Raw genomic sequence first — 17860 nt, 5'->3', positions numbered from 1 at the left:
TGAAGGTTTATATCGTTCGTAATGTCGTAAGATATATATCGTAAGATAGTTTTCTGCAAGAGGGCGTTTGAGAGATTCGAAAATGGGAGGGAGATGCGTCCATATGGGGGAGGAGTTCATCCATTGGATGAAAATCCGCCGCTGAACAACTGCATCACGATCTTGGGATAAGCGATTACATCTACGTAAGAATAGGTCACTGCCGGTTGCCGCTACAGGCGAACTGTCCTAGGTTCGCCGCAAATCGACGTCATTTGTGGTCGTTCGAACCAACAGGAAGCCTAACCGTCGTGTTCCATTCTTTTTTCCCGAATCCGAGATCGTTTTTTTCCTCAGCGGTCGTCTGGGCGCTCTTCTGCGTCTTTTTGTGGTATTTTGTCGGTGCACATGCCGTCGCGTCCATGGGCTTTCCGCCGCTGCCGGAAGAGCAGCAACCGGTCGGGGCGGCGTTTTTTGCTGCTCCCAGTAATTTCCTGTTTTATATTTACTTCATCCTCTGCGCGGCCGTCTTTTGCGGCTTTTGGCATGTGGTTTCGAAGAGCAACCCATGGGTCGTCTGGTCGGTGTGGGGGTCTGCTTTCATCGTCTTCATCACCTACTTCGGCGTTCAGATCGATGTGGCGGTAAACGTATGGCGCCGGCCTTTCTTCGACCTTCTGCAAAATGCGCTTGGCGGAAAGCCCGGTGTCGCGGATGGCGATTTCTATGCATTGCTGTGGGCGTTCACGCAACTCGGCATGGTGGGTGTGGCGGTGAGCGTCGTCTCATCGTTTTTCCTGAGTCATTATCTCTTCCGCTGGCGCTGGGCGATGAACAATTTCTACATGTCGAAATGGGAAAAGCTTCGCCACATCGAGGGTGCATCGCAGCGTGTTCAGGAAGACACCATGCGCTTCGCCACCAACCTCGAAGGACTCGGCGTCAGCCTCATCGGCTCCGTCATGACGCTCATCGTCTTCCTGCCGATCCTGTTGGAACTGTCGAAATATGTGACCGATCTGCCGATCATCGGCGCAATCCCGTATTCGCTTGTTTGGCTGGCCCTGATCTGGTCGGTGTTCGGCACCTTCCTGCTGGCGCTCTTCGGGATCAAGCTGCCGGGATTGAATTTCCGCAACCAGCGTGTCGAGGCGGCCTACCGCAAGGAGCTTGTCTACGGCGAGGATCGCGACGATCGCGCGCAACCGCCCACCGTCAAGGAGCTCTTTTCCAACGTGCGGCGCAACTATTTCCGCATGTATTTCCACTATGCGTATTTCAACGTCGCGCGCTATTCATACGGCCAGCTCGATGCGATCTTCCTTTACTTCGTGCTGGTGCCGACCTTCGTCGCTCACAAGATCACGCTCGGCATCTGGCAGCAGATCGCCACGGCGTTCGGTCAGGTCAGCAACTCCTTCCAGTATCTCGTCAGCTCCTGGACGACGATCATCGAGCTCCTGTCGATCCACAAGCGCCTGAAGGCCTTCGAGGCGGCTATCGACGACGAGCCGCTGCCGAAGATCGATCAGCATTATCTCGAGCGGGATACTTCCATCGTTCACGTCGACGGCTGATGAAGCGAGGCCCCGGAAACGGGGCCTTTTTCAATGGGCTGGCAAGAGGGAGAGGCGCCCAGCCGCACCGCCGGCCCCTCACTCTGGCTCAGGGCGTTGGTCGCCGTAATCGATCCGCCGGACCCGGCCAGGGCTTTGCGCGGCCGCTCCTTACCCCTGCTGGGGCTTGCCGCGGGATGAGATCATGGGAATGGCTTCGGAATAGCTGACGCAGGCGACATCCTGCTTGTGGCAGACGTCGCTGACGAAGCGGTCGAGGGCGCGCCAGTAAGCGCCGTCGTTCATTTCGACGAAATGGAAGCCGAGCTGAAGCGGGATGCGCTCACCGTCATATTGCTTGTCGAAGGCGGCCTCGAAGGCTTCGAAGGCACGGTCTTCGTAAGTCTTGGCGTTCGCCTTGTCTTCGACCCCCTTGGAGTGGCGGACGTAGAGATTGTAGTCCATGCCGATGACGGGGCGATGCTCCGGCCCTTCGGGGATCAGCGGCAGGCCGAAACGATAGATGCCGTCGACCACCTGCGGCAGGGCGGGGCCTTTGGTGACGAGGCTTGCATCGTACTGGAAGCCCATCTCCTTTTCCGCAGGCAGGAGGCCGTCGCTGGTGGAGAGGTAAGGCGCGCGGAAACCCTTGACGTCATGCGTAGCGAAATCTTCCCAGCCCTGCGGCTCCTTGTCCGCAAGGCCGACATTTTTCCAGGCGTCGCGAAGGGCGACGCGCGCATTCGTGAATTCCTGCTTCCAATCGCCAGCGCTCCAGCCCTTGCCGTCGAAATGGCCGCAGGCATGGCTGGAAATATCGTGACCTTCCAGATGGGCGCCCCAGATGTTGGCGATGCGGGTGCGGACGTCGTCCTCGCTCTTGGCAAAGCCGACATTCGATTTTCCGACGCGCTGTTTCGGGCCCTGATAGGCCTTGGCCTGCGCCTTGTTCATCAGGAAGGTGCAGGAGAGAAAATAGGTGAAATGCGCGCCGTTGCGCGAGGCGATCTCGCGGCTCCTGGTCCAGAGCGCGTTGTCATGTGCGCCGTCGAAGGAAATCATGACCAGCTGCTTCGGTTTTTCATCGGCCTGAGCGATGGCGGGCAGGGCAAGGGAAAGCGCGGCGGAGAGGCAGGAGACAAAACGAAACATGGGCACCGAGATTGATTGGATCGAGCACGGCTTGCCAAAATCGACCGGCGATATGGGCGGCATGCTCTGGATGGTTTCTTCCTTTCCGTGCAAATGCGGCGAAGCTGCGGTGAAGCTGGCAATTTTTTATCGCAGTCGATAAGGATGTGACTCCAAGACCATAGAGGATTTCATCCATGGCATTGCTCATTCTAGGCATTGTTCTTTTTCTCGGCATCCATCTGATCCGCGTCTTCGCGCCCGGTTTGCGCGCCTCGTTGATCGCAAGCCTCGGCGAGAATGGCTGGAGGATCGGCTATTCCATCGCCAGCATCGTCGCGCTGGTCGTGCTGATCTACGGGTTCGGCCAGGCGCGGGACATGACGCCGATCTGGACGCCGCCGTTCTGGATGAGCCATATCACCATCCTGCTGATGCTGTTTGCGATGATCTGTCTCGTCGCCTCGCTGCTGCCGGCGGGGCATATTGCGGTCAGGACGAAGCATCCGATGGTGCTGTCGGTGAAGATCTGGGCTTTGGCGCATCTTCTGTCCAATGGCGACGGCGCCGCCATCCTGCTTTTTGCCGCCTTCCTCGCCTGGGGTGTGATTGTGCGCATTTCGCTGAAGCGGCGCGAGCGTGCCGGCGAAATCACCCGGCGCCCGTTCGTCTCGGCGAAGTACGATCTCTATGCGGTCATCATCGGCATCGTCGTCTGGGCTTTGATCATTTGGAAGCTTCATGCGTGGATTATCGGGGTTTCGCCGCTCGTTATGTGACGATTTCTGCCGTTCCCCCTTACAACGGCCGCAAAATGGAGTAGAAGGCCCCACTAACCCCTACGCTTTCTGTTTACAATTTGGCCTGGGCCGGAGACGAGAATGGCATTCAATGACGATAGCTTCATCCGCGAGGTGAACGAGGAACTGCGTTCGGACCAGTTGCGGTTCGTGTGGCGCCGTTTCGGCAGGCTCATCATCGGCGGGGCTGTGCTCATTGTTCTCGGCACCGCGGCCTATAGCGGCTACCGCTATTGGGCCGGCAATCAGGCCGGCAGCGGCGGCGACCAGTTCATTGCCGCCCTGACGCTGGCCGATCAGAACAAGACGGACGAGGCGCTTGCCGCATTCGCCGCCATCGAGAAGAACGGCCCCGGTTCCTATCCGCTGCTGGCACGCCTGCGTGCCGCCACGCTGCAGGCGCAGAAGGGCGACAAGGCCGGCGCCATCGCCACCTTCTCCGCAATCGGCAAGCAGACGGATATTCCGGTCGTCGTGCGCGATGCGGCTCGTTTGCGGGCCGCCTACCTGCTTGTCGATACCGGCACCTACGATCAGGTTGCCGCCGAGGCGCAGGAACTCGCCGTTCCTGCCGACGGCTTCCGCCATTCCGCGCGTGACGTTCTTGGCCTTGCCGCCTACAAGGCCGGCGATTTCGCCAAGGCCCGGCAATGGTTCCAGGCGATCGTCGACGATCCGCAAAGCCCGCGCAATGTCGCCAACCGCGCGCAGATGCTGCTCGATCTCATTACAGCTTCCGGCAAAGCTCCGGTTGCAAAAGGCTGAAGGATCGCTCGATGAGTTTCACGGTCGCGATCGTCGGTCGCCCGAATGTCGGCAAGTCCACGCTTTTCAACCGTCTGGTTGGCAAGAAGCTGGCGCTGGTCGACGATACGCCGGGCGTCACGCGTGACCGTCGTCCCGGCGATGCCAAGCTGATCGACCTGCGTTTCCGCATCGTCGATACGGCCGGCCTTGAGGAGGCCCAGGATGAATCGCTTCAGGGCCGCATGCGCGCCCAGACGGAAGCGGCGATCGACGAGGCCGATCTGACGCTGTTCGTCGTCGATGCCAAGATGGGGCTGACCCACGTCGACAAAACCCTGGCCGAAATGCTGCGCAAGCATGGCCGGCCTGTCGTGCTCGTCGCCAATAAATCGGAGGCGCGGGGCTCCGACAGCGGTTTCTACGATGCCTATACGCTGGGTCTTGGCGAACCTTGCCCGATCTCGGCCGAGCACGGTCAGGGCATGATGGATCTGCGCGATGCCATCGTCGAGGCCATCGGCCATGAGCGCGCCTTTCCGGAGACGGACGACGAGGCTGAAACGAATGTCCGCATTCCGCGCCCTGGTGTCGGCGAGGATGGCGAGGAGATCGACGAAGAGCCTGCCTATGACGACACCAAGCCGCTGCGCGTCGCCATCGTCGGCCGCCCGAATGCCGGCAAATCCACGCTGATCAATCGTTTCCTCGGTGAGGACCGGCTGCTGACCGGCCCCGAGGCCGGCATCACGCGCGACTCCATCTCCGTCGACTGGAGCTGGCGCGGCCGTACCGTGAAGATGTTCGACACCGCCGGCATGCGCCGCAAGGCCAGAGTGACCGAGAAGCTGGAGAAGCTCTCCGTCGCCGATGCGCTGCGCGCCATCCGTTTTGCCGAAATCGTGGTCATCGTCTTCGATGCGACCATTCCCTTCGAGAAGCAGGACCTTCAGATCGTCGATCTCGTCATCCGCGAAGGCCGCGGCGCCGTGCTTGCTTTCAACAAGTGGGACATGATCGAGGATCGTCAGGCCGTGCTTGCCGATCTGCGGGAAAAGACCGATCGGCTGCTGCCGCAGGCGCGCGGTATTCGCGCCATACCGATTGCCGGCCAGACCGGCGAGGGGCTCGACCGCCTGATGCAGGCAATCGTCGATACCGACAAGGTCTGGAACAAGCGTGTCTCCACCGCGCGGCTCAATCGCTGGCTTGAAACGCAGCAGGTCCAGCATCCGCCACCGGCGGTGTCGGGCCGTCGCATCAAGCTGAAATACATGACGCAGGTCAAGGCTCGCCCGCCGGCGTTCATGATCTCCTGCACGCGCTCGGACGCGCTGCCGGAGTCCTATGTGCGCTATTTGATCAACGGCCTGCGGGAGGATTTCGCCATGCCCGGCGTGCCGATCCGCATCCATTTCCGCTCGTCGGAAAATCCTTACGAAAACAAGAAGAAGCGATAATCCGTTTAAGCGCCCTCATCGTCAGGCGAGGGCGCTGGCAGTCAGGCCGCGTTCTTGCCCAGCGCTTCGCGCAGCGTCGTAATTTCCGCCTTCAGCCTCGTAAGCTCCTCGGCAGAGCGCTCCGTTGCATCGAGAACGCAAGGGGGAATGGCGGCTGCCTTCTTTTTCAGCGCCTTGCCTTCGCCGGTCAGCTGGATCAGCACCTGGCGCTCGTCTTCCTTGCTGCGGATGCGATGAATGAAGCCGGCCGCTTCCAACCGTTTCAAAAGCGGCGTCAGCGTGCTCGATTCCAGGAACAGCTTTTCACCGATGCCGCCGACGGTCTGGCCGTCCTCTTCCCAGAGCGTCACCATGACGAGATATTGCGGATAGGTGAGATGGAGCGCATCCAGCATGGGTTTGTACAGCCGGTTCATCGCGTGGTTCGCCGAGTAGAGGGCGAAGCAGATGAAATTATCCAGCTTTAACGGGTCGTCCGTCATCTCAAGCACTCCTTGAGGGCTTTATGTAAATCGTGCGATAAATAATTGTACAGCCAAAATGGCGATGGAGCTATGGCTTTCTTCGCTTTTCGCAGAGGCTGCCCTGAGGGCGCACTCTTGCGCTCTCATGCCGCTGGTGTGCCTGCGATGCCGGGCGTGCAGGCTGGAGCGCTTCGGCTTTTCCTCGATCCGCGAAAGCGCTCTATCCTGTTGTCTTCACGCAATTCCGAACGGAAAACCGCCGCGCACTTTCCCGGAATCGCTTAAGGCGCCCGGGGCCGGATAATCGCGCTGGTTGCCACGCAGGGGGCGCTATTCCCTATCTGGCGCAGGATGTCGGGGAATTCAATATCGAGGCGATGCGCAACGGAGATTCAGTCCTTGGTCGCCCGGCCTCGGCGGTTGGCGATGCGGACATTGCCGATGAACTGCGACGTCGCTGCTTCCCAGGAGTAGTCCAGCGCCAGCGAGCGGGCCGCCTCTCGCGAACAGGAGAGCGCGGCGAGGCAGGCCGTTGCGAGATCCGCGTTCACCACGCCGGCCGCCCTGTCTCCGCCTAGAATATCCGCAGGGCCGGTGACGGGGTAGGCGGCGACCGGCACGCCGCTCGCCAGCGCTTCGAGAATGGCGTTGCCGAAGGTGTCGGTTTTCGAAGGAAAGACGAAAACATCCGCCTGAGAATAGGCATGCGCCAGCTCTTCGCCGAATTTCGCTCCCAGAAAATGCACATCCGGATAAAGTTTTTCCAGTTCCGCCCGGGCGGGACCGTCGCCGACCACCACCTTCGATCCCGGCAGGTCGAGACCGAGAAAGGCGGGCAGGTTTTTCTCCAGCGCCACGCGGCCGACAGTCATGAAGATCGGGCGAGGCAGGCCGAAAGGATTGTCTTCCTGCGGCTGCGGGCGAAAGAGGCGGGAGTCGATCCCACGGCTCCAGGGCAGAAGATTTCGCATGCCGCGCAGCTTGAGTTCGCTGGCGAGGCTCGGCGTCGCCACCATGCAGCCGTAGCCGGCATTGTGAAACCATTTGACGAAGGCGTAGAGCCAGCTCTCCGGTATCGGCAGGCGGGCGGCGACATATTCGGGAAAGCGCGTGTGGTAGCTCGTGGAAAAGGGCATGGCGTTTCGCAGGCACCAGCGCCGGGCCGTCAGCCCGAGGGGACCTTCCGTGGCAATATGCACATAGGTCGGCCGGATCGCCTCTATTCGGGAGGCGACCTTGCGATAGCTGGCGATCGAAAGCCGGATCTCCGGATAGGTCGGGCAGGGAATGTTGCGAAAGCCGTCCGGCGTGATCATCGACACCTCGACGCCCATGCGCGCCAGCTCGCGATTGGTGTTCTCGATCGAGCGGACGACGCCATTGACCTGCGGATGCCATGCATCGCTGACGATAAGCAGCCGCTCAGGTATCGCGACTGGTGTCGCCGCCTGCGCCCAGGTGGTGTGATCGATGTCTGACAAGCGTTGCAACATGCCCAAAACAGTCCATCCGCACCGCATCCTCATGATGACGGTGCCAGCGATTGCGGTGTTTCAAACATGATTCCCGCGCCCACCCTATTGTGGGGGGTGTCGATGATGGAAATATTACAGCGTTTACCTGATCGATTTCAGCTTCTCGGGAGAGACGAGCGCGCCGTATTCCTGAATGACTTTCGCCGCGATCTTGGCGGCGAAGCCGGCGGCTGCAACCGCGTCCTGATGCTGGAGGTAATATGCCAGAAATGCGCCGTTGAAGCTGTCGCCGGCGCTGGTGGTATCGATGACCTTGCCGACCTTGATCGCCGGGACGAGCGTCTCGTGCGCGCCGTCGCCGATGGTCGCGCCATCGGCGCCGTTCTTCACGACGACCATACTGGCTCCGTACTGCCGGTAGCGGCGTATGGTGGCGGCAATCGAGTCGTCGCCGAAATGCATGGCCTCGTCGTCGAAGCTCGGCATGACGAGCGTTGCAGCGCGAGCGCCTTCCGCGATCATGGTGTGCATGGCGTCCAGGCTGGACCAGAGGCGGGGACGCAGATTGGGGTCGAAGGCGACCAGCTTGCCTATCGCCTTGGCGCGGCGCAGCTCTGCCAGCAGGGTGAAGGCGTCTTCGCGCGGCAGGATCGCCAGCGTGATGCCTGAGAAGTAGAGCACGTCCGACGCCTCGATCGCCGTGCGCAAGGCGTCGCCGTCGGCCGCGAGCAGGCGGGCTGCGGAACTGTCGCGCCAATAGCTGAAGGAACGCTCGCCGTCCTTCAGGTTGATCATGTAGAGGCCGGGCGTCTTGCCGCGAAGCCGGCGTATGCTGGCCGTGCCGATGCCGGCAGCGTCCATGAAGGCGCTCATTTCATCGGACATGGCGTCATCGCCGAGAGCGGTGAAATAGTCGATAGACCAGTCCGCGGGCAGGCAGGCGCGGGCATACCAGGCGGTGTTGAAGGTATCGCCGGCAAAGCCCTTGCGCAGGTGCCCGTCATCGGCTTGCGACAATTCCACCATGCATTCGCCGATCGAAAGAAAACGCCCGCCCAAGATTGCCTCCTGCATTTTGCCCTGGTGCTGCATACGCGCAAGCGGTGGCGGGGGCAAGGCGGACGGCGGCGGCCGCCGTCCACTTTGAAGCCTACGGCCGGTCCATATAATAGCAGGCTGCTGTCTGGCCGGGGCGCACATGCTCGGTCGGCGGCATCTTCGTGCGGCAGACATCCGTCGCCTTCCAGCAGCGGGGCGAGAAGACGCAGCCCGGTGGCGGGTTGAGCGGCGAGGGCGGATCGCCCTGCAGGCGGATGCGCTCGCGCCCGCGCGCCAGCTTCGGGTCGGGGATCGGGGCGGCGGAGAATAGCGCCTGCGTATAGGGATGGGCCGGATGGTCGAAGACCGTTGCGGCTTCGCCCGCCTCCACCACCTTGCCGAGATAGAGCACCAGCACGTCGTCCGATATCAGGCGCACGACCGAGAGATCGTGGCTGATGAAGATCAGGGTGAGGCCGAACTCCTTGCGCAGGCGGCGCAGGAGCGTGATGACCTGGCCCTGGATCGAGACGTCGAGGGCCGAGACCGGCTCGTCGCAGATAATCAGCTTCGGCCGGGTGATGACGGCGCGGGCGATGCCGATGCGCTGCGCCTGTCCGCCTGAAAACTCGTGCGGATAGCGGTTGATCATCTCGGGGACAAGGCCTACCGCCGCCATGATTTCACGAACGCGATCCTGCCGTTGAGCGCGGCTCAGTTTCGGCTCGAAGACGGTGAGCGGCTCGGCGATGATGTCGCCGACGGTCATGCGCGGATCGAGCGAGGCGCTCGGGTCCTGGAAGATGATCTGCATGTCGCGGCGGGCGGCGCGCATTTCCTCTTCGGTGAGGTCGAGCAGGTTGCCGCCCTGCCAGAGGATGCGGCCCTTCTGCGCCTTGATCAGCCGCAGGATGGAGCGGCCGAGCGTCGACTTGCCGCAACCGGATTCGCCGACGATGCCGAGCGTGCGGCCGGCCTTCAGCTCGAAGCTGACGTCGTTGACCGCCGTCAGCACCATCGGCGGCCTGAAGAGGGATTTCGACGGTATTTCGAATTCGGTCGTCAGATGCTCGACTTTCAGAAGCGTTTGTTCAGCCATGGACGAGGCTCCGTTCCTGATCAGCCGTGAGGGGATGGAAGCAGGCCGCGCAACGGCGTGGCGTAAGCTGGGCGAGCGGCGGCGCCGCATCCAGACAGTCGTCCTGCACATGGGCGCAACGCGGCGAGAAGGCACAGCCGCGCGGCAGATGCATCAGATTCGGCGGCCGCCCGGGGATGACGGTGAGATCGTCGACATCCTGATCAGGCCGAGGGATCGAGGCGTGAAGCGCTGCCGTGTAAGGGTGAGCCGGATTTTCGTACAGCTCCTCGACCGGCGCCTCTTCGACGATACGGCCCGCATACATGACGGCGACGCGGTCGGCGAGGCCGGCGACGACGCCGAGGTCATGGGTAATCATCACAAGCGCCGTGTGCATTTCCGCCGTCAACTCGTTGAAGAGATCGAGGATCTGCGCCTGGATCGTCACGTCGAGCGCTGTCGTCGGCTCGTCGGCAATCAGGAGCTTCGGTTTGGTGAGCAGCGCCATGGCGATGACGATGCGCTGGCGCATGCCGCCCGAAAGTTCGTGCGGATAAAGGTTGAAGCGGCGCGTCGGGTCGGGAATGCCGACCCGCTTCAGCATATCCAGCGCCGCGGCCGACGCCGCACGCGCCGTCAACCCGCCATGGACCTCCAGCTGCTCGGTCAATTGCCGCGAGATGCGCAACGACGGATTGAGCGCCGTCATCGGGTCCTGAAAGACCATGGCCATGTCCTTGCCGCGCACATGGTCGAGCTCGCGCGGTTTCAGCGTCAGCAGATCCTTGCCGTCGAGCAGCGCCTGGCCGCTGGTGCGGCCGTTCTTGGCGAGAAGGCCCATCAGGCCGAGGAAGGTCTGGCTCTTGCCGGAACCGGATTCGCCGACGATGGCGACGCGTTCGCCGCGGCCGATCTTGAGGTTCATCTTCGAGACCGCCGCCACTTCGCCTTCCGGCGTGCGGAAGGTGATGGAGTAGTCTTTGAGTTCGAGAAGCGTGTCTGTCATGTCAGCGATCCTTCGGATCGAAAGCGTCGCGCAGACCGTCGCCGATGAAGAGCAGGCTCATCAGCAGCGCGATCAGGAACCCGGCGGGAAAGAACAGCAGCCAGGGCGTCGTCTCCATGCCCGCCGAGCCTTCTGCGATCAGCGTGCCGAGCGATGTCAGCGGCTCCTGAACGCCGAAGCCGAGATAGGAGAGGAAGCTTTCGGTCGCGATGATTTCCGGGATGGTGAGCGTGGCGTAGATGACCACCGGACCGACGAGGTTCGGCACGATGTGCTTGAGGATGATCTTGAACGACCGTTGCCCGGAGGCGCGGGCGGCTTCGATGAATTCCCGCTGCTTGATCGACAGGGTCTGGCCGCGCACGATACGGGCCATGGTCAGCCATTCGAGTGCGCCGATCGCCGCAAACAGCAGGTAGACGTTGCGGCCGAAGATCACCATCAGCAGGATGACGAAGAGCACGTAGGGCAGTGCGTACATGATATCGACGAAGCGCATCATGATCGCATCGACGCGACCGCCGAAATAGCCTGACACGGCGCCGTAAAGCACGCCGATGACGACCGAAACGAGGGTTGCCACCAGCGCGACGGTCAGCGAAACGCGCGTGCCGTAGAGCGTGCGTGCCAGCAGGTCGCGGCCGTTGCCGTCTGTGCCGAAATAGTGGCCGGCGGCGAAGTCCGGAGCGCCTCGGAACGAGTTCCAGTCCGGATCTTCATAGTTGAAAGGCAGGAAATACGGGCCGAAAATGGCGACCAGAACCAGCGCTGCCAGCACGATCAGCGACAGTGCCGCCGCCTTGTTGCGCAGCAGGCGACGCATCGCATCGCCGGTGAGGGAGCGCCCCTTGGGCGCAAGCCCCTCTGCCGAAAGCAATTCCGCTTCCAGCAATTCTCTCTTGGCGGAATTGAGGATCATCGCATTCTCACTTTCGGGTCGAGCCAGGCATAGGCGATGTCGACCAGGAGATTGAGGACCACGATCAGCACCATGTAGAAAATGACCGTGCCGAGCACCATGCCGTAGTCGCGGTTCAGCGCTGCGCCGACGAAGTAGCGGCCGACGCCGGGCAAGCCGAAGATGCTCTCGACGACAAGCGAACCGGTGAGCAGATAGCTCGCCGCCGGTCCGAGATAGGAGACGACAGGCATCATGGCCGGCTTCAGCGCATGCCGCATCACGGTGAGCCGCGGGCCGATGCCCTTGGCCTTGGCGGTGCGAATGAAGTTCTGGCTCATCACCTCGATCATCGAGCCGCGCATGAGGCGCGAGATGCGTGCCGCATGCGGCAGCGTCAGAACGACGATGGGCAGGATCAGGAACCGTACCGAGCCGTCGCCCCAGCCGCCGACGGGCAGCCAGCCGAGCGTGTTGCCGAAGACGAGCTGAAGGATGGGCGCGATCAGGAAGCTCGGCATGACGAGGCCGACGAGAAGCCCGCCGCCCAGCCAGTAATCGGCCGCGCGGTTCTGATAGAGTGCCCCAAGACAGCCTATCAGCACGCCGACCACGGTTGCGAGCACGAAGGCGGCGCCGCCGATGGTGAGCGTATAGGGAAAGCCCGACATGATCTGCTGGGTGACGGTGAAATCCTGATTGGCGAAGGAGGGGCCAAGATCGCCCTTCATGACGTCGCCGACATAGATCAGGTATTGCTCAACCAGAGGCTTGTCCAGGTTGTAGTGGGCCGCAAGGTTGGCTTTGACTTCCGGCGGCAATGGCCTTTCGCCATCGAAGGGGCCGCCGGGAGCGAGGCGCAGAATGAAAAAACACACTGTCACGGCAATCCACAGGACGGGGATTGTCGACAGCAAACGACGGAGAGCATAGCCAAACATGGTTTTTGACGGCTCTCTCCCGGTTGTGTCCGGGAGAGAGCCTGTTCCCAATTATTCTTTGATCGACAGCCAGCGAGTGCGGTGGATGTCCTGGATATTATCCACGAAGCCCTGGACCTTCGGGGCGACGATGTTCTGGGAAACGTAGTAGTAGATCGGGATCGCCGCGCTGTCGTCGAGAGCCAGCTGCTCGGCCTTCTTGTAGATTTCGGCGCGCTTCTTGAGGTCGGTTTCCTCGTTGCCCTGTTTGATCAGCGCGTCATAATCCGGGTTGCTCCAGCGGCCGTAGTTCATCTCGACGCCGGTGGAGAGCAGGTTCAGGAAGTTGATCGGGTCGTTGTAGTCGGCAAGCCAGCCGGCGCGGCCGATCTGCACCTCGCCGCGCTGCATTTCATCGTAATGCACCTTGGTTTCGGTGTTGTAGAGCTCGATATCGACGCCGAGCGGCTTCCACATGGCGGCAATCGCGACGGCGATGCGCTTGTGGTTGTCGTTGGTGTTGTAGCGGAGCTGCGCCTTGAGCGGATGGTCTGGGCCGAAGCCTGCTTCCTTCAGCAGCTTCTTTGCTTCTTCCACCTTCTGTTTGTAGGGCTCGTCCTTCCAGCTGACGTAGGCGGGCTCGCCATAGTTGGCCGTGCCCGGCGGCACCCAGGAATACATCGGCAGTTCGCCGGTTCCGAGGATCTTCGGGCCGATCACCTCGCGGTTGACGGCCATGGACAGAGCCTGGCGGACGCGCTTGTCGTTGAAGGGTGGCTTGGTGGCGTTCAGCACGTAATAGTAGGTGCCAAGGAAGGGCACCACATGCGCCTGTCCGGGGAGGTTCTTCTGGATCCAGTCATACTGGTCGGCCGGAAACGAGGTGAGAATATCGAACTCGCCGGCGCGGTAGCGCTTCAATGCAGCGGCCTGATCTTCGAGCGTGTAGAAGTTCACCTTGTCGATCTTCACGTCCTTGGCGTCGTAGTACTGATCGTTCTTGACGTTGGAGACATGCGAGCCGGGCACCCATTCGACGGGCTTGTAAGGGCCGTTGGTAACGATGTTGCCGATCTTGACCCACTGGTCGCCCTTGGCCTCCACGACATGCTTCGGCAGCGGATAGGCCGTATAATGCATCAAGGCGTTGAGGAAATAGGGCGTCGGATTCTCAAGCGTGATTTCCAGCGTCTTGTCGTCGATAGCCTTGACGCCGAGCTGGCTCAGATCCTTGATTTCGCCCTTGTTGATCTTTTCCGCGTTCTTGATCGTGTATTGCAGGTAGGCGTACTGGGCGGCCGTCTTCGGGTCCATCAGGCGCTGGAAGGCGAAGACGAAGTCTTCAGCCGTTACCGGCTGCCCGTCGGACCACTTGATGCCGTCGCGCAGCTTGAAGGTGTACACCTTCTGGTCGGGAGAAACGGTCCAGCTCGCAGCCTGGCCGGGGATGGGATTGTCCTTGGGGTCCTCAGTCACCAGCCCTTCGAAAATATCGCCGTCGATTCGGTTTTCCCAATCGCCGGAAATTTTTTGTGGGTCGAGCGACGTCGGGTCGCCGCCGTTGTGGATATTGAGGGTCGCGGCGTGCGCCGAGAAGCTCAATACCGTGCTGACGAGAGCCGTCGCAAGAAATTTTCTGGTGAAACGAGTCATGCCTTTTCCCACCTTTCTGGAGTTATTGTCCCTGAATTTACAGGGGTATTTTTATTCCCGCAGGTGACCTGTACGTGCAGGTCAATGCCGGAAACTATCCAAAGCGACGTCGCTTTCAAGCCTAAAAGAGCAAGGCGTGCTTCGTGCGTGAGTTTTCACATTGGTATTCTCTAAAATTGATACTGCGAATTTACGCGTCCTGATAGTAGCGTTCTTGCTTCTGCCGATTGCGGCTTGCCGCCTGCGTCCGAGTGTGCAAACTGAGGGGCGTGTGCGGTATCGAGGCGGTTTGATGAAATCGACGAATAAGGCGGCGGGAGCCGATTGGTGGCGCGGGGCAGTGATCTATCAGGTCTATCCGCGGTCGTTTCAGGATACGGATGCCAACGGGCTCGGCGACATCAAGGGCATTACCCGGCGCCTGCCTCACATTGCCGCACTCGGGGTCGACGCGATCTGGCTGGCGCCGTTCTTCACCTCGCCGATGGCCGACATGGGCTATGACGTCGCCGATTACTGCGATGTCGATCCGATTTTCGGCACGCTGGCCGATTTCGACGAGATGATGGCGGCGGCACACGAGCTGGGACTCAAGGTCATCATCGACCAGGTCATCTCGCACACGTCCGACCGGCATCCCTGGTTCGTGGAGAGCCGCACGAGCCGCGACAATCCCAAGGCGGACTGGTACGTCTGGGCCGACCCGAAGCCGGATGGAACGGCGCCGAACAACTGGCTGTCGATCTTCGGCGGACCGGGCTGGGAATGGGACGGCGTGCGCCGGCAATATTACCAGCACAACTTCCTGACCTCGCAGCCGGACCTGAACTTCCACAATCCGGAGGTGCAGGACGCGGTGCTGGCTGCCGTCAAGTTCTGGCTCGACCGCGGTGTGGACGGTTTCCGCCTGGATACGGTAAATTACTACTTCTGCGACAGGGAATTGCGCGACAATCCGCCGGCACTCGTGGCAACGGGCGGGCTCGATGCACCCGAGAGCAACCCTTACGGGATGCAGAACCATCTCTACGACAAGACACAGCCGGAGAATATCGGCTTCCTGAAGCGGTTCCGGGCGCTGCTCGATCAATATGAGGATCGCACGACCGTCGGCGAAGTGGGCGATGGCGCGCGCTCGTTGCAAACCGTCGCGGCCTATACCAGCGGCGGCGACAAGCTGCATATGTGCTATACGTTCGACCTGCTGGGGCCGGATTTCACGCCGGCGCATTTCCGCCGCTGCGTCAGCGATTTCCAGGACAATGTCGTCGATGGCTGGGTCTGCTGGGCCTTCTCCAACCATGACGTCCAGCGCCATGTCAGCCGCTTTGCAGAGACGGAGGAAGAGCAGCCGCGCGTCGCAAAGCTGGCGATTTCGCTGCTGTCCGTCCTGCGCGGCTCGATCTGCCTGTATCAGGGGGAAGAGCTCGGTCTGCCCGAGGCGGAGCTGGCCTTCGAGGATCTGCGCGATCCCTACGGAATTCGCTTCTGGCCGGCATTCAAGGGGCGTGACGGATGCCGCACGCCGATGCCCTGGGAGGCCAACCGCGCCCATGCGGGCTTTACCACCGCCGAGAAATCCTGGCTGCCGGTTCCCTATCAGCATGCGGCGCTGGCGGTCGACAAGCAGGAGGCGGACCAGCATTCCGTGCTGCACCACTATCGGCAGACGCTGGCCTTCCGAGCAGAGCATGCCGCCTTGCGCGACGGCGACATGACCTTCCTCGATACCGAGGAGGATGTTCTGGCCTTCACGCGCTCCAAGGGCGATGAGACGCTTCTGTTCGTGTTCAATCTCTCCCGCAAGCCGGTGAAGGTCGCATTGCCGAAGGGGATCAGGCTGGGCAAGACGATCGCCATGCCGGGCTTCACCACCGCCGATGCCGGATCGACGGTGGCGCTCTCGGCACTCGATGTCTATTGCGGCAAGCTCGCCTGATCAGCCGATCAGCATGAATTTGTCGACATCGACAAGACCTCTGTCCGATATCTTCAGATGCGGGATGACGGGCAGGGGCAGGAAGGCGAGCTGGAGGAAAGGCTCTTCCAGCGTCGCGCCGAGGGCATAGGCCGCCTGGCGCAGATCGTGCAGCGTGTCGCGCACGCTTTCGTATGGCTCCAGGCTCATCAGGCCGGCGACGGGCAGGGCGATTTCGCCTGTCACGACGCCATCCTCGACGACGACGAAGCCGCCGTTGATATCGCTGAGGCGGTTGGCGGCGAGCGCCATGTCATCCTCGTTGACGCCGACGACGCAGATATTGTGGCTGTCATGGCCGACGGTCGAGGCGATCGCGCCCTTCTTCAGCCCAAACCCCTGGACGAAGCCGTTGGCGTGGTTGCCGTTCTTGCCGTGCCGCTCGATGACGGCGACCTTGATGACATCGTTGCCGAGGTCGATATCGGTCTGATTGCCCTTGGCGGGCAGCCGATAACGGCGATGCTCGGTGATGATCTTGCCGGGCATCACGCCGATCACGGAGCTTTCGCCTTCGTTAAGTGGCACGCCGAAATCGGCGGCATTGATCGGGCGGGCCTTGACGCTGTCGAGGCCGACCGGGGCGACGGACTTGCGGGTGGCGAAGAGCTCGGCCGTCACCTTTCTGCCGCCGGAGAAGACGATCTCGGCCTTGCAGCTCTCAAGGCTGTCGACGACGACGAGATCCGCACGCCAGCCGGGCGCCACCAGACCTCGATCCCGCAGGCCGAAGGCGCGGGCGGCTGAAATGGAAGCCGCGCGATAGATTGCCAGCGGTTCGATGCCATGGGCGATTGCCGTGCGGATCATATAATCGAGATGGCCCTGTTCGGCGATGTCGAGCGGGTTGCGATCGTCGGTACAGAGCGCGAGATAGGGCGACAGGCGCTCGGTGATGATCGGCATCAGCGCATGCAGGTCCTTGGAGACGGAGCCTTCACGCACCAGCACATGCATGCCCTTGCGGATCTTTTCCAGCGCTTCTTCGGCGGTCGTCGATTCATGTTCCGTGCGGATGCCGGCGGCGAGATATCCGTTGAGATCGTTGCCGCGCAGCAGAGGGGCGTGGCCGTCGATATGGCCGCCCTGGAAGGCTTCGAGCTTGGCCATGCAGACGGGATCCTTGTGGACCACGCCGGGGAAATTCATGAATTCGGCAAGGCCGATCACCTGGGGATGGTTGCGGAAGGGCAGAAGCGTTTCGATCGGCAGATCGGCGCCCGAGGTTTCAAGATGCGTGGCCGGTACGCAGGAGGAAAGCTGGACGCGAATATCCATGATCGTTTCCAGCGAGCAATCCAGGAAATAGCGGATGCCTTCGGTGCCGAGCACGTTGGCGATCTCATGCGGATCGCAGATGACCGTCGTGACGCCGTAGGGCAGGACGCAGCGGTCGAATTCGAGCGGCGTCACCAGCGAGGATTCGATGTGGAGATGGGTGTCGATGAAACCCGGCACGACGATGCGGCCGGCAATATCGATCTCCTGACGCCCTTTATAGTCGCCGCAGGTGCCGACGATGCGGTCGCCGCAAATGGCGATATCGGAAGCGACCAGCTCTCCCGTCACCAGATCGAAGAACCGGCCGTTTTTCAGCACGATGTCCGCAGGCTCCCGGCCGACGCCCTGGTCGATATAGCGTTCGAGTTTGGTGGTCATGTGTGTCCCTCGCATATG

Annotated in this window: 16 protein-coding genes; 6 read left to right on the top strand and 10 right to left on the bottom strand. The window is 61.5% G+C overall.

From position 1 onward, the window contains the following. Positions 1–290: 290 nt before the first annotated feature. Positions 291–1556 (top strand): peptide antibiotic transporter SbmA, encoded by a 1266-nt coding sequence (sbmA, locus tag ACJJVH_RS10080; RefSeq protein ID WP_112803743.1) that lies wholly within the window; start codon positions 291–293, stop codon positions 1554–1556. A gap of 150 nt (positions 1557–1706) precedes the next feature. Here sbmA and ACJJVH_RS10075 read toward each other — a convergent pair whose 3' ends face one another. After that, a complete protein-coding gene (locus ACJJVH_RS10075; protein ID WP_113385742.1) occupies positions 1707–2687 on the bottom strand; it encodes a polysaccharide deacetylase in 981 nt (326 codons plus the stop codon). Here ACJJVH_RS10075 and ACJJVH_RS10070 point away from each other — a divergent pair. The 4 genes from ACJJVH_RS10070 to der all read left to right on the top strand — a co-directional run bounded on the left by ACJJVH_RS10070 (position 2686) and on the right by der (position 5670). Beyond that, positions 2686–2829 carry a hypothetical protein gene (locus ACJJVH_RS10070; RefSeq protein ID WP_162751274.1) on the top strand — a complete coding sequence of 48 codons (144 nt, stop codon included), beginning with the start codon at positions 2686–2688 and terminating at the stop codon, positions 2827–2829. The genes ACJJVH_RS10075 and ACJJVH_RS10070 overlap by 2 nt on opposite strands. A gap of 34 nt (positions 2830–2863) precedes the next feature. Further along, the gene (locus tag ACJJVH_RS10065) at positions 2864–3445 is read left to right on the top strand and encodes an NnrU family protein (protein ID WP_113385743.1); all 582 of its coding nucleotides are present in this window, start codon (positions 2864–2866) and stop codon (positions 3443–3445) included. Between the two features lie 102 nt (positions 3446–3547). Then, on the top strand, positions 3548–4231 hold the full coding sequence (locus ACJJVH_RS10060) for a tetratricopeptide repeat protein (RefSeq protein WP_112803745.1): 684 nt from the start codon (positions 3548–3550) through the stop codon (positions 4229–4231). 11 nt (positions 4232–4242) lie between these two features. Beyond that, positions 4243–5670: a ribosome biogenesis GTPase Der gene (gene der / locus ACJJVH_RS10055; protein WP_112803746.1), complete on the top strand. Its 1428-nt coding sequence runs from the start codon at positions 4243–4245 to the stop codon at positions 5668–5670. A 41-nt stretch (positions 5671–5711) separates the two neighbouring features. On the opposite strand, the gene ACJJVH_RS10050 is transcribed toward der, so the two are convergent. The 8 genes from ACJJVH_RS10050 to ACJJVH_RS10015 form a co-directional block, all read right to left on the bottom strand. After that, complete coding sequence (locus ACJJVH_RS10050) at positions 5712–6152, bottom strand: MarR family transcriptional regulator (protein ID WP_112803747.1); 441 nt, start codon at positions 6150–6152, stop codon at positions 5712–5714. A gap of 374 nt (positions 6153–6526) precedes the next feature. Continuing rightward, positions 6527–7627, bottom strand: a complete 1101-nt coding sequence (locus ACJJVH_RS10045; protein WP_112803748.1) for a glycosyltransferase family 4 protein — start codon at positions 7625–7627, stop codon at positions 6527–6529. Positions 7628–7750: 123 nt separating this feature from the next. Beyond that, positions 7751–8668, bottom strand: coding sequence for a sugar kinase (locus tag ACJJVH_RS10040; RefSeq protein WP_113385865.1), 918 nt, complete (start codon positions 8666–8668; stop codon positions 7751–7753). A gap of 91 nt (positions 8669–8759) precedes the next feature. Next, entirely contained in the window at positions 8760–9746 is a 987-nt protein-coding gene (locus ACJJVH_RS10035) for an ABC transporter ATP-binding protein (protein ID WP_412063833.1), read from the bottom strand. Continuing rightward, the gene (locus tag ACJJVH_RS10030) at positions 9739–10734 is read right to left on the bottom strand and encodes an ABC transporter ATP-binding protein (RefSeq protein ID WP_113392746.1); all 996 of its coding nucleotides are present in this window, start codon (positions 10732–10734) and stop codon (positions 9739–9741) included. Before ACJJVH_RS10030 ends, ACJJVH_RS10035 begins: the two co-directional genes overlap by 8 nt. Before the next feature lies 1 nt (position 10735). Then, positions 10736–11653, bottom strand: coding sequence for an ABC transporter permease subunit (locus ACJJVH_RS10025; RefSeq protein WP_112803751.1), 918 nt, complete (start codon positions 11651–11653; stop codon positions 10736–10738). Beyond that, positions 11650–12573 carry an ABC transporter permease subunit gene (locus tag ACJJVH_RS10020; protein ID WP_112803752.1) on the bottom strand — a complete coding sequence of 308 codons (924 nt, stop codon included), beginning with the start codon at positions 12571–12573 and terminating at the stop codon, positions 11650–11652. Before ACJJVH_RS10020 ends, ACJJVH_RS10025 begins: the two co-directional genes overlap by 4 nt. 51 nt (positions 12574–12624) lie before the next feature. Continuing rightward, positions 12625–14205, bottom strand: a complete 1581-nt coding sequence (locus ACJJVH_RS10015; RefSeq protein WP_113356529.1) for a peptide ABC transporter substrate-binding protein — start codon at positions 14203–14205, stop codon at positions 12625–12627. Positions 14206–14497: 292 nt separating this feature from the next. Here ACJJVH_RS10015 and ACJJVH_RS10010 point away from each other — a divergent pair, with 292 nt between their 5' ends. Continuing rightward, the gene (locus ACJJVH_RS10010; protein ID WP_412063832.1) at positions 14498–16144 is read left to right on the top strand and encodes an alpha-glucosidase family protein; all 1647 of its coding nucleotides are present in this window, start codon (positions 14498–14500) and stop codon (positions 16142–16144) included. Here ACJJVH_RS10010 and ade read toward each other — a convergent pair whose 3' ends face one another. Beyond that, positions 16145–17842: an adenine deaminase gene (gene ade / locus ACJJVH_RS10005; protein ID WP_412063831.1), complete on the bottom strand. Its 1698-nt coding sequence runs from the start codon at positions 17840–17842 to the stop codon at positions 16145–16147. Between the last annotated feature and the right edge of the window lie 18 nt (positions 17843–17860).

It is taken from the genome of Rhizobium sp. SYY.PMSO (assembly GCF_046840415.1).
Lineage (GTDB): Bacteria > Pseudomonadota > Alphaproteobacteria > Rhizobiales > Rhizobiaceae > Rhizobium.
This window is presented reverse-complemented; position numbering and strand designations above follow the sequence as displayed.

Coding starts and splice junctions, on each gene's coding strand:
- ACJJVH_RS10070 (WP_162751274.1), top strand. CDS start 2,686: ATGGGCACCGAGATTGATTGGATCGAGCACGGCTTGCCAAAATCGACC.
- ACJJVH_RS10075 (WP_113385742.1), bottom strand. CDS start 2,687: ATGTTTCGTTTTGTCTCCTGCCTCTCCGCCGCGCTTTCCCTTGCCCTG.
- ACJJVH_RS10065 (WP_113385743.1), top strand. CDS start 2,864: ATGGCATTGCTCATTCTAGGCATTGTTCTTTTTCTCGGCATCCATCTG.
- ACJJVH_RS10060 (WP_112803745.1), top strand. CDS start 3,548: ATGGCATTCAATGACGATAGCTTCATCCGCGAGGTGAACGAGGAACTG.
- der (WP_112803746.1), top strand. CDS start 4,243: ATGAGTTTCACGGTCGCGATCGTCGGTCGCCCGAATGTCGGCAAGTCC.
- ACJJVH_RS10050 (WP_112803747.1), bottom strand. CDS start 6,152: ATGACGGACGACCCGTTAAAGCTGGATAATTTCATCTGCTTCGCCCTC.
- ACJJVH_RS10045 (WP_112803748.1), bottom strand. CDS start 7,627: ATGTTGCAACGCTTGTCAGACATCGATCACACCACCTGGGCGCAGGCG.
- ACJJVH_RS10035 (WP_412063833.1), bottom strand. CDS start 9,746: ATGGCTGAACAAACGCTTCTGAAAGTCGAGCATCTGACGACCGAATTC.
- ACJJVH_RS10030 (WP_113392746.1), bottom strand. CDS start 10,734: ATGACAGACACGCTTCTCGAACTCAAAGACTACTCCATCACCTTCCGC.
- ACJJVH_RS10025 (WP_112803751.1), bottom strand. CDS start 11,653: ATGATCCTCAATTCCGCCAAGAGAGAATTGCTGGAAGCGGAATTGCTT.
- ACJJVH_RS10020 (WP_112803752.1), bottom strand. CDS start 12,573: ATGTTTGGCTATGCTCTCCGTCGTTTGCTGTCGACAATCCCCGTCCTG.
- ACJJVH_RS10015 (WP_113356529.1), bottom strand. CDS start 14,205: ATGACTCGTTTCACCAGAAAATTTCTTGCGACGGCTCTCGTCAGCACG.
- ACJJVH_RS10010 (WP_412063832.1), top strand. CDS start 14,498: ATGAAATCGACGAATAAGGCGGCGGGAGCCGATTGGTGGCGCGGGGCA.
- ade (WP_412063831.1), bottom strand. CDS start 17,842: ATGACCACCAAACTCGAACGCTATATCGACCAGGGCGTCGGCCGGGAG.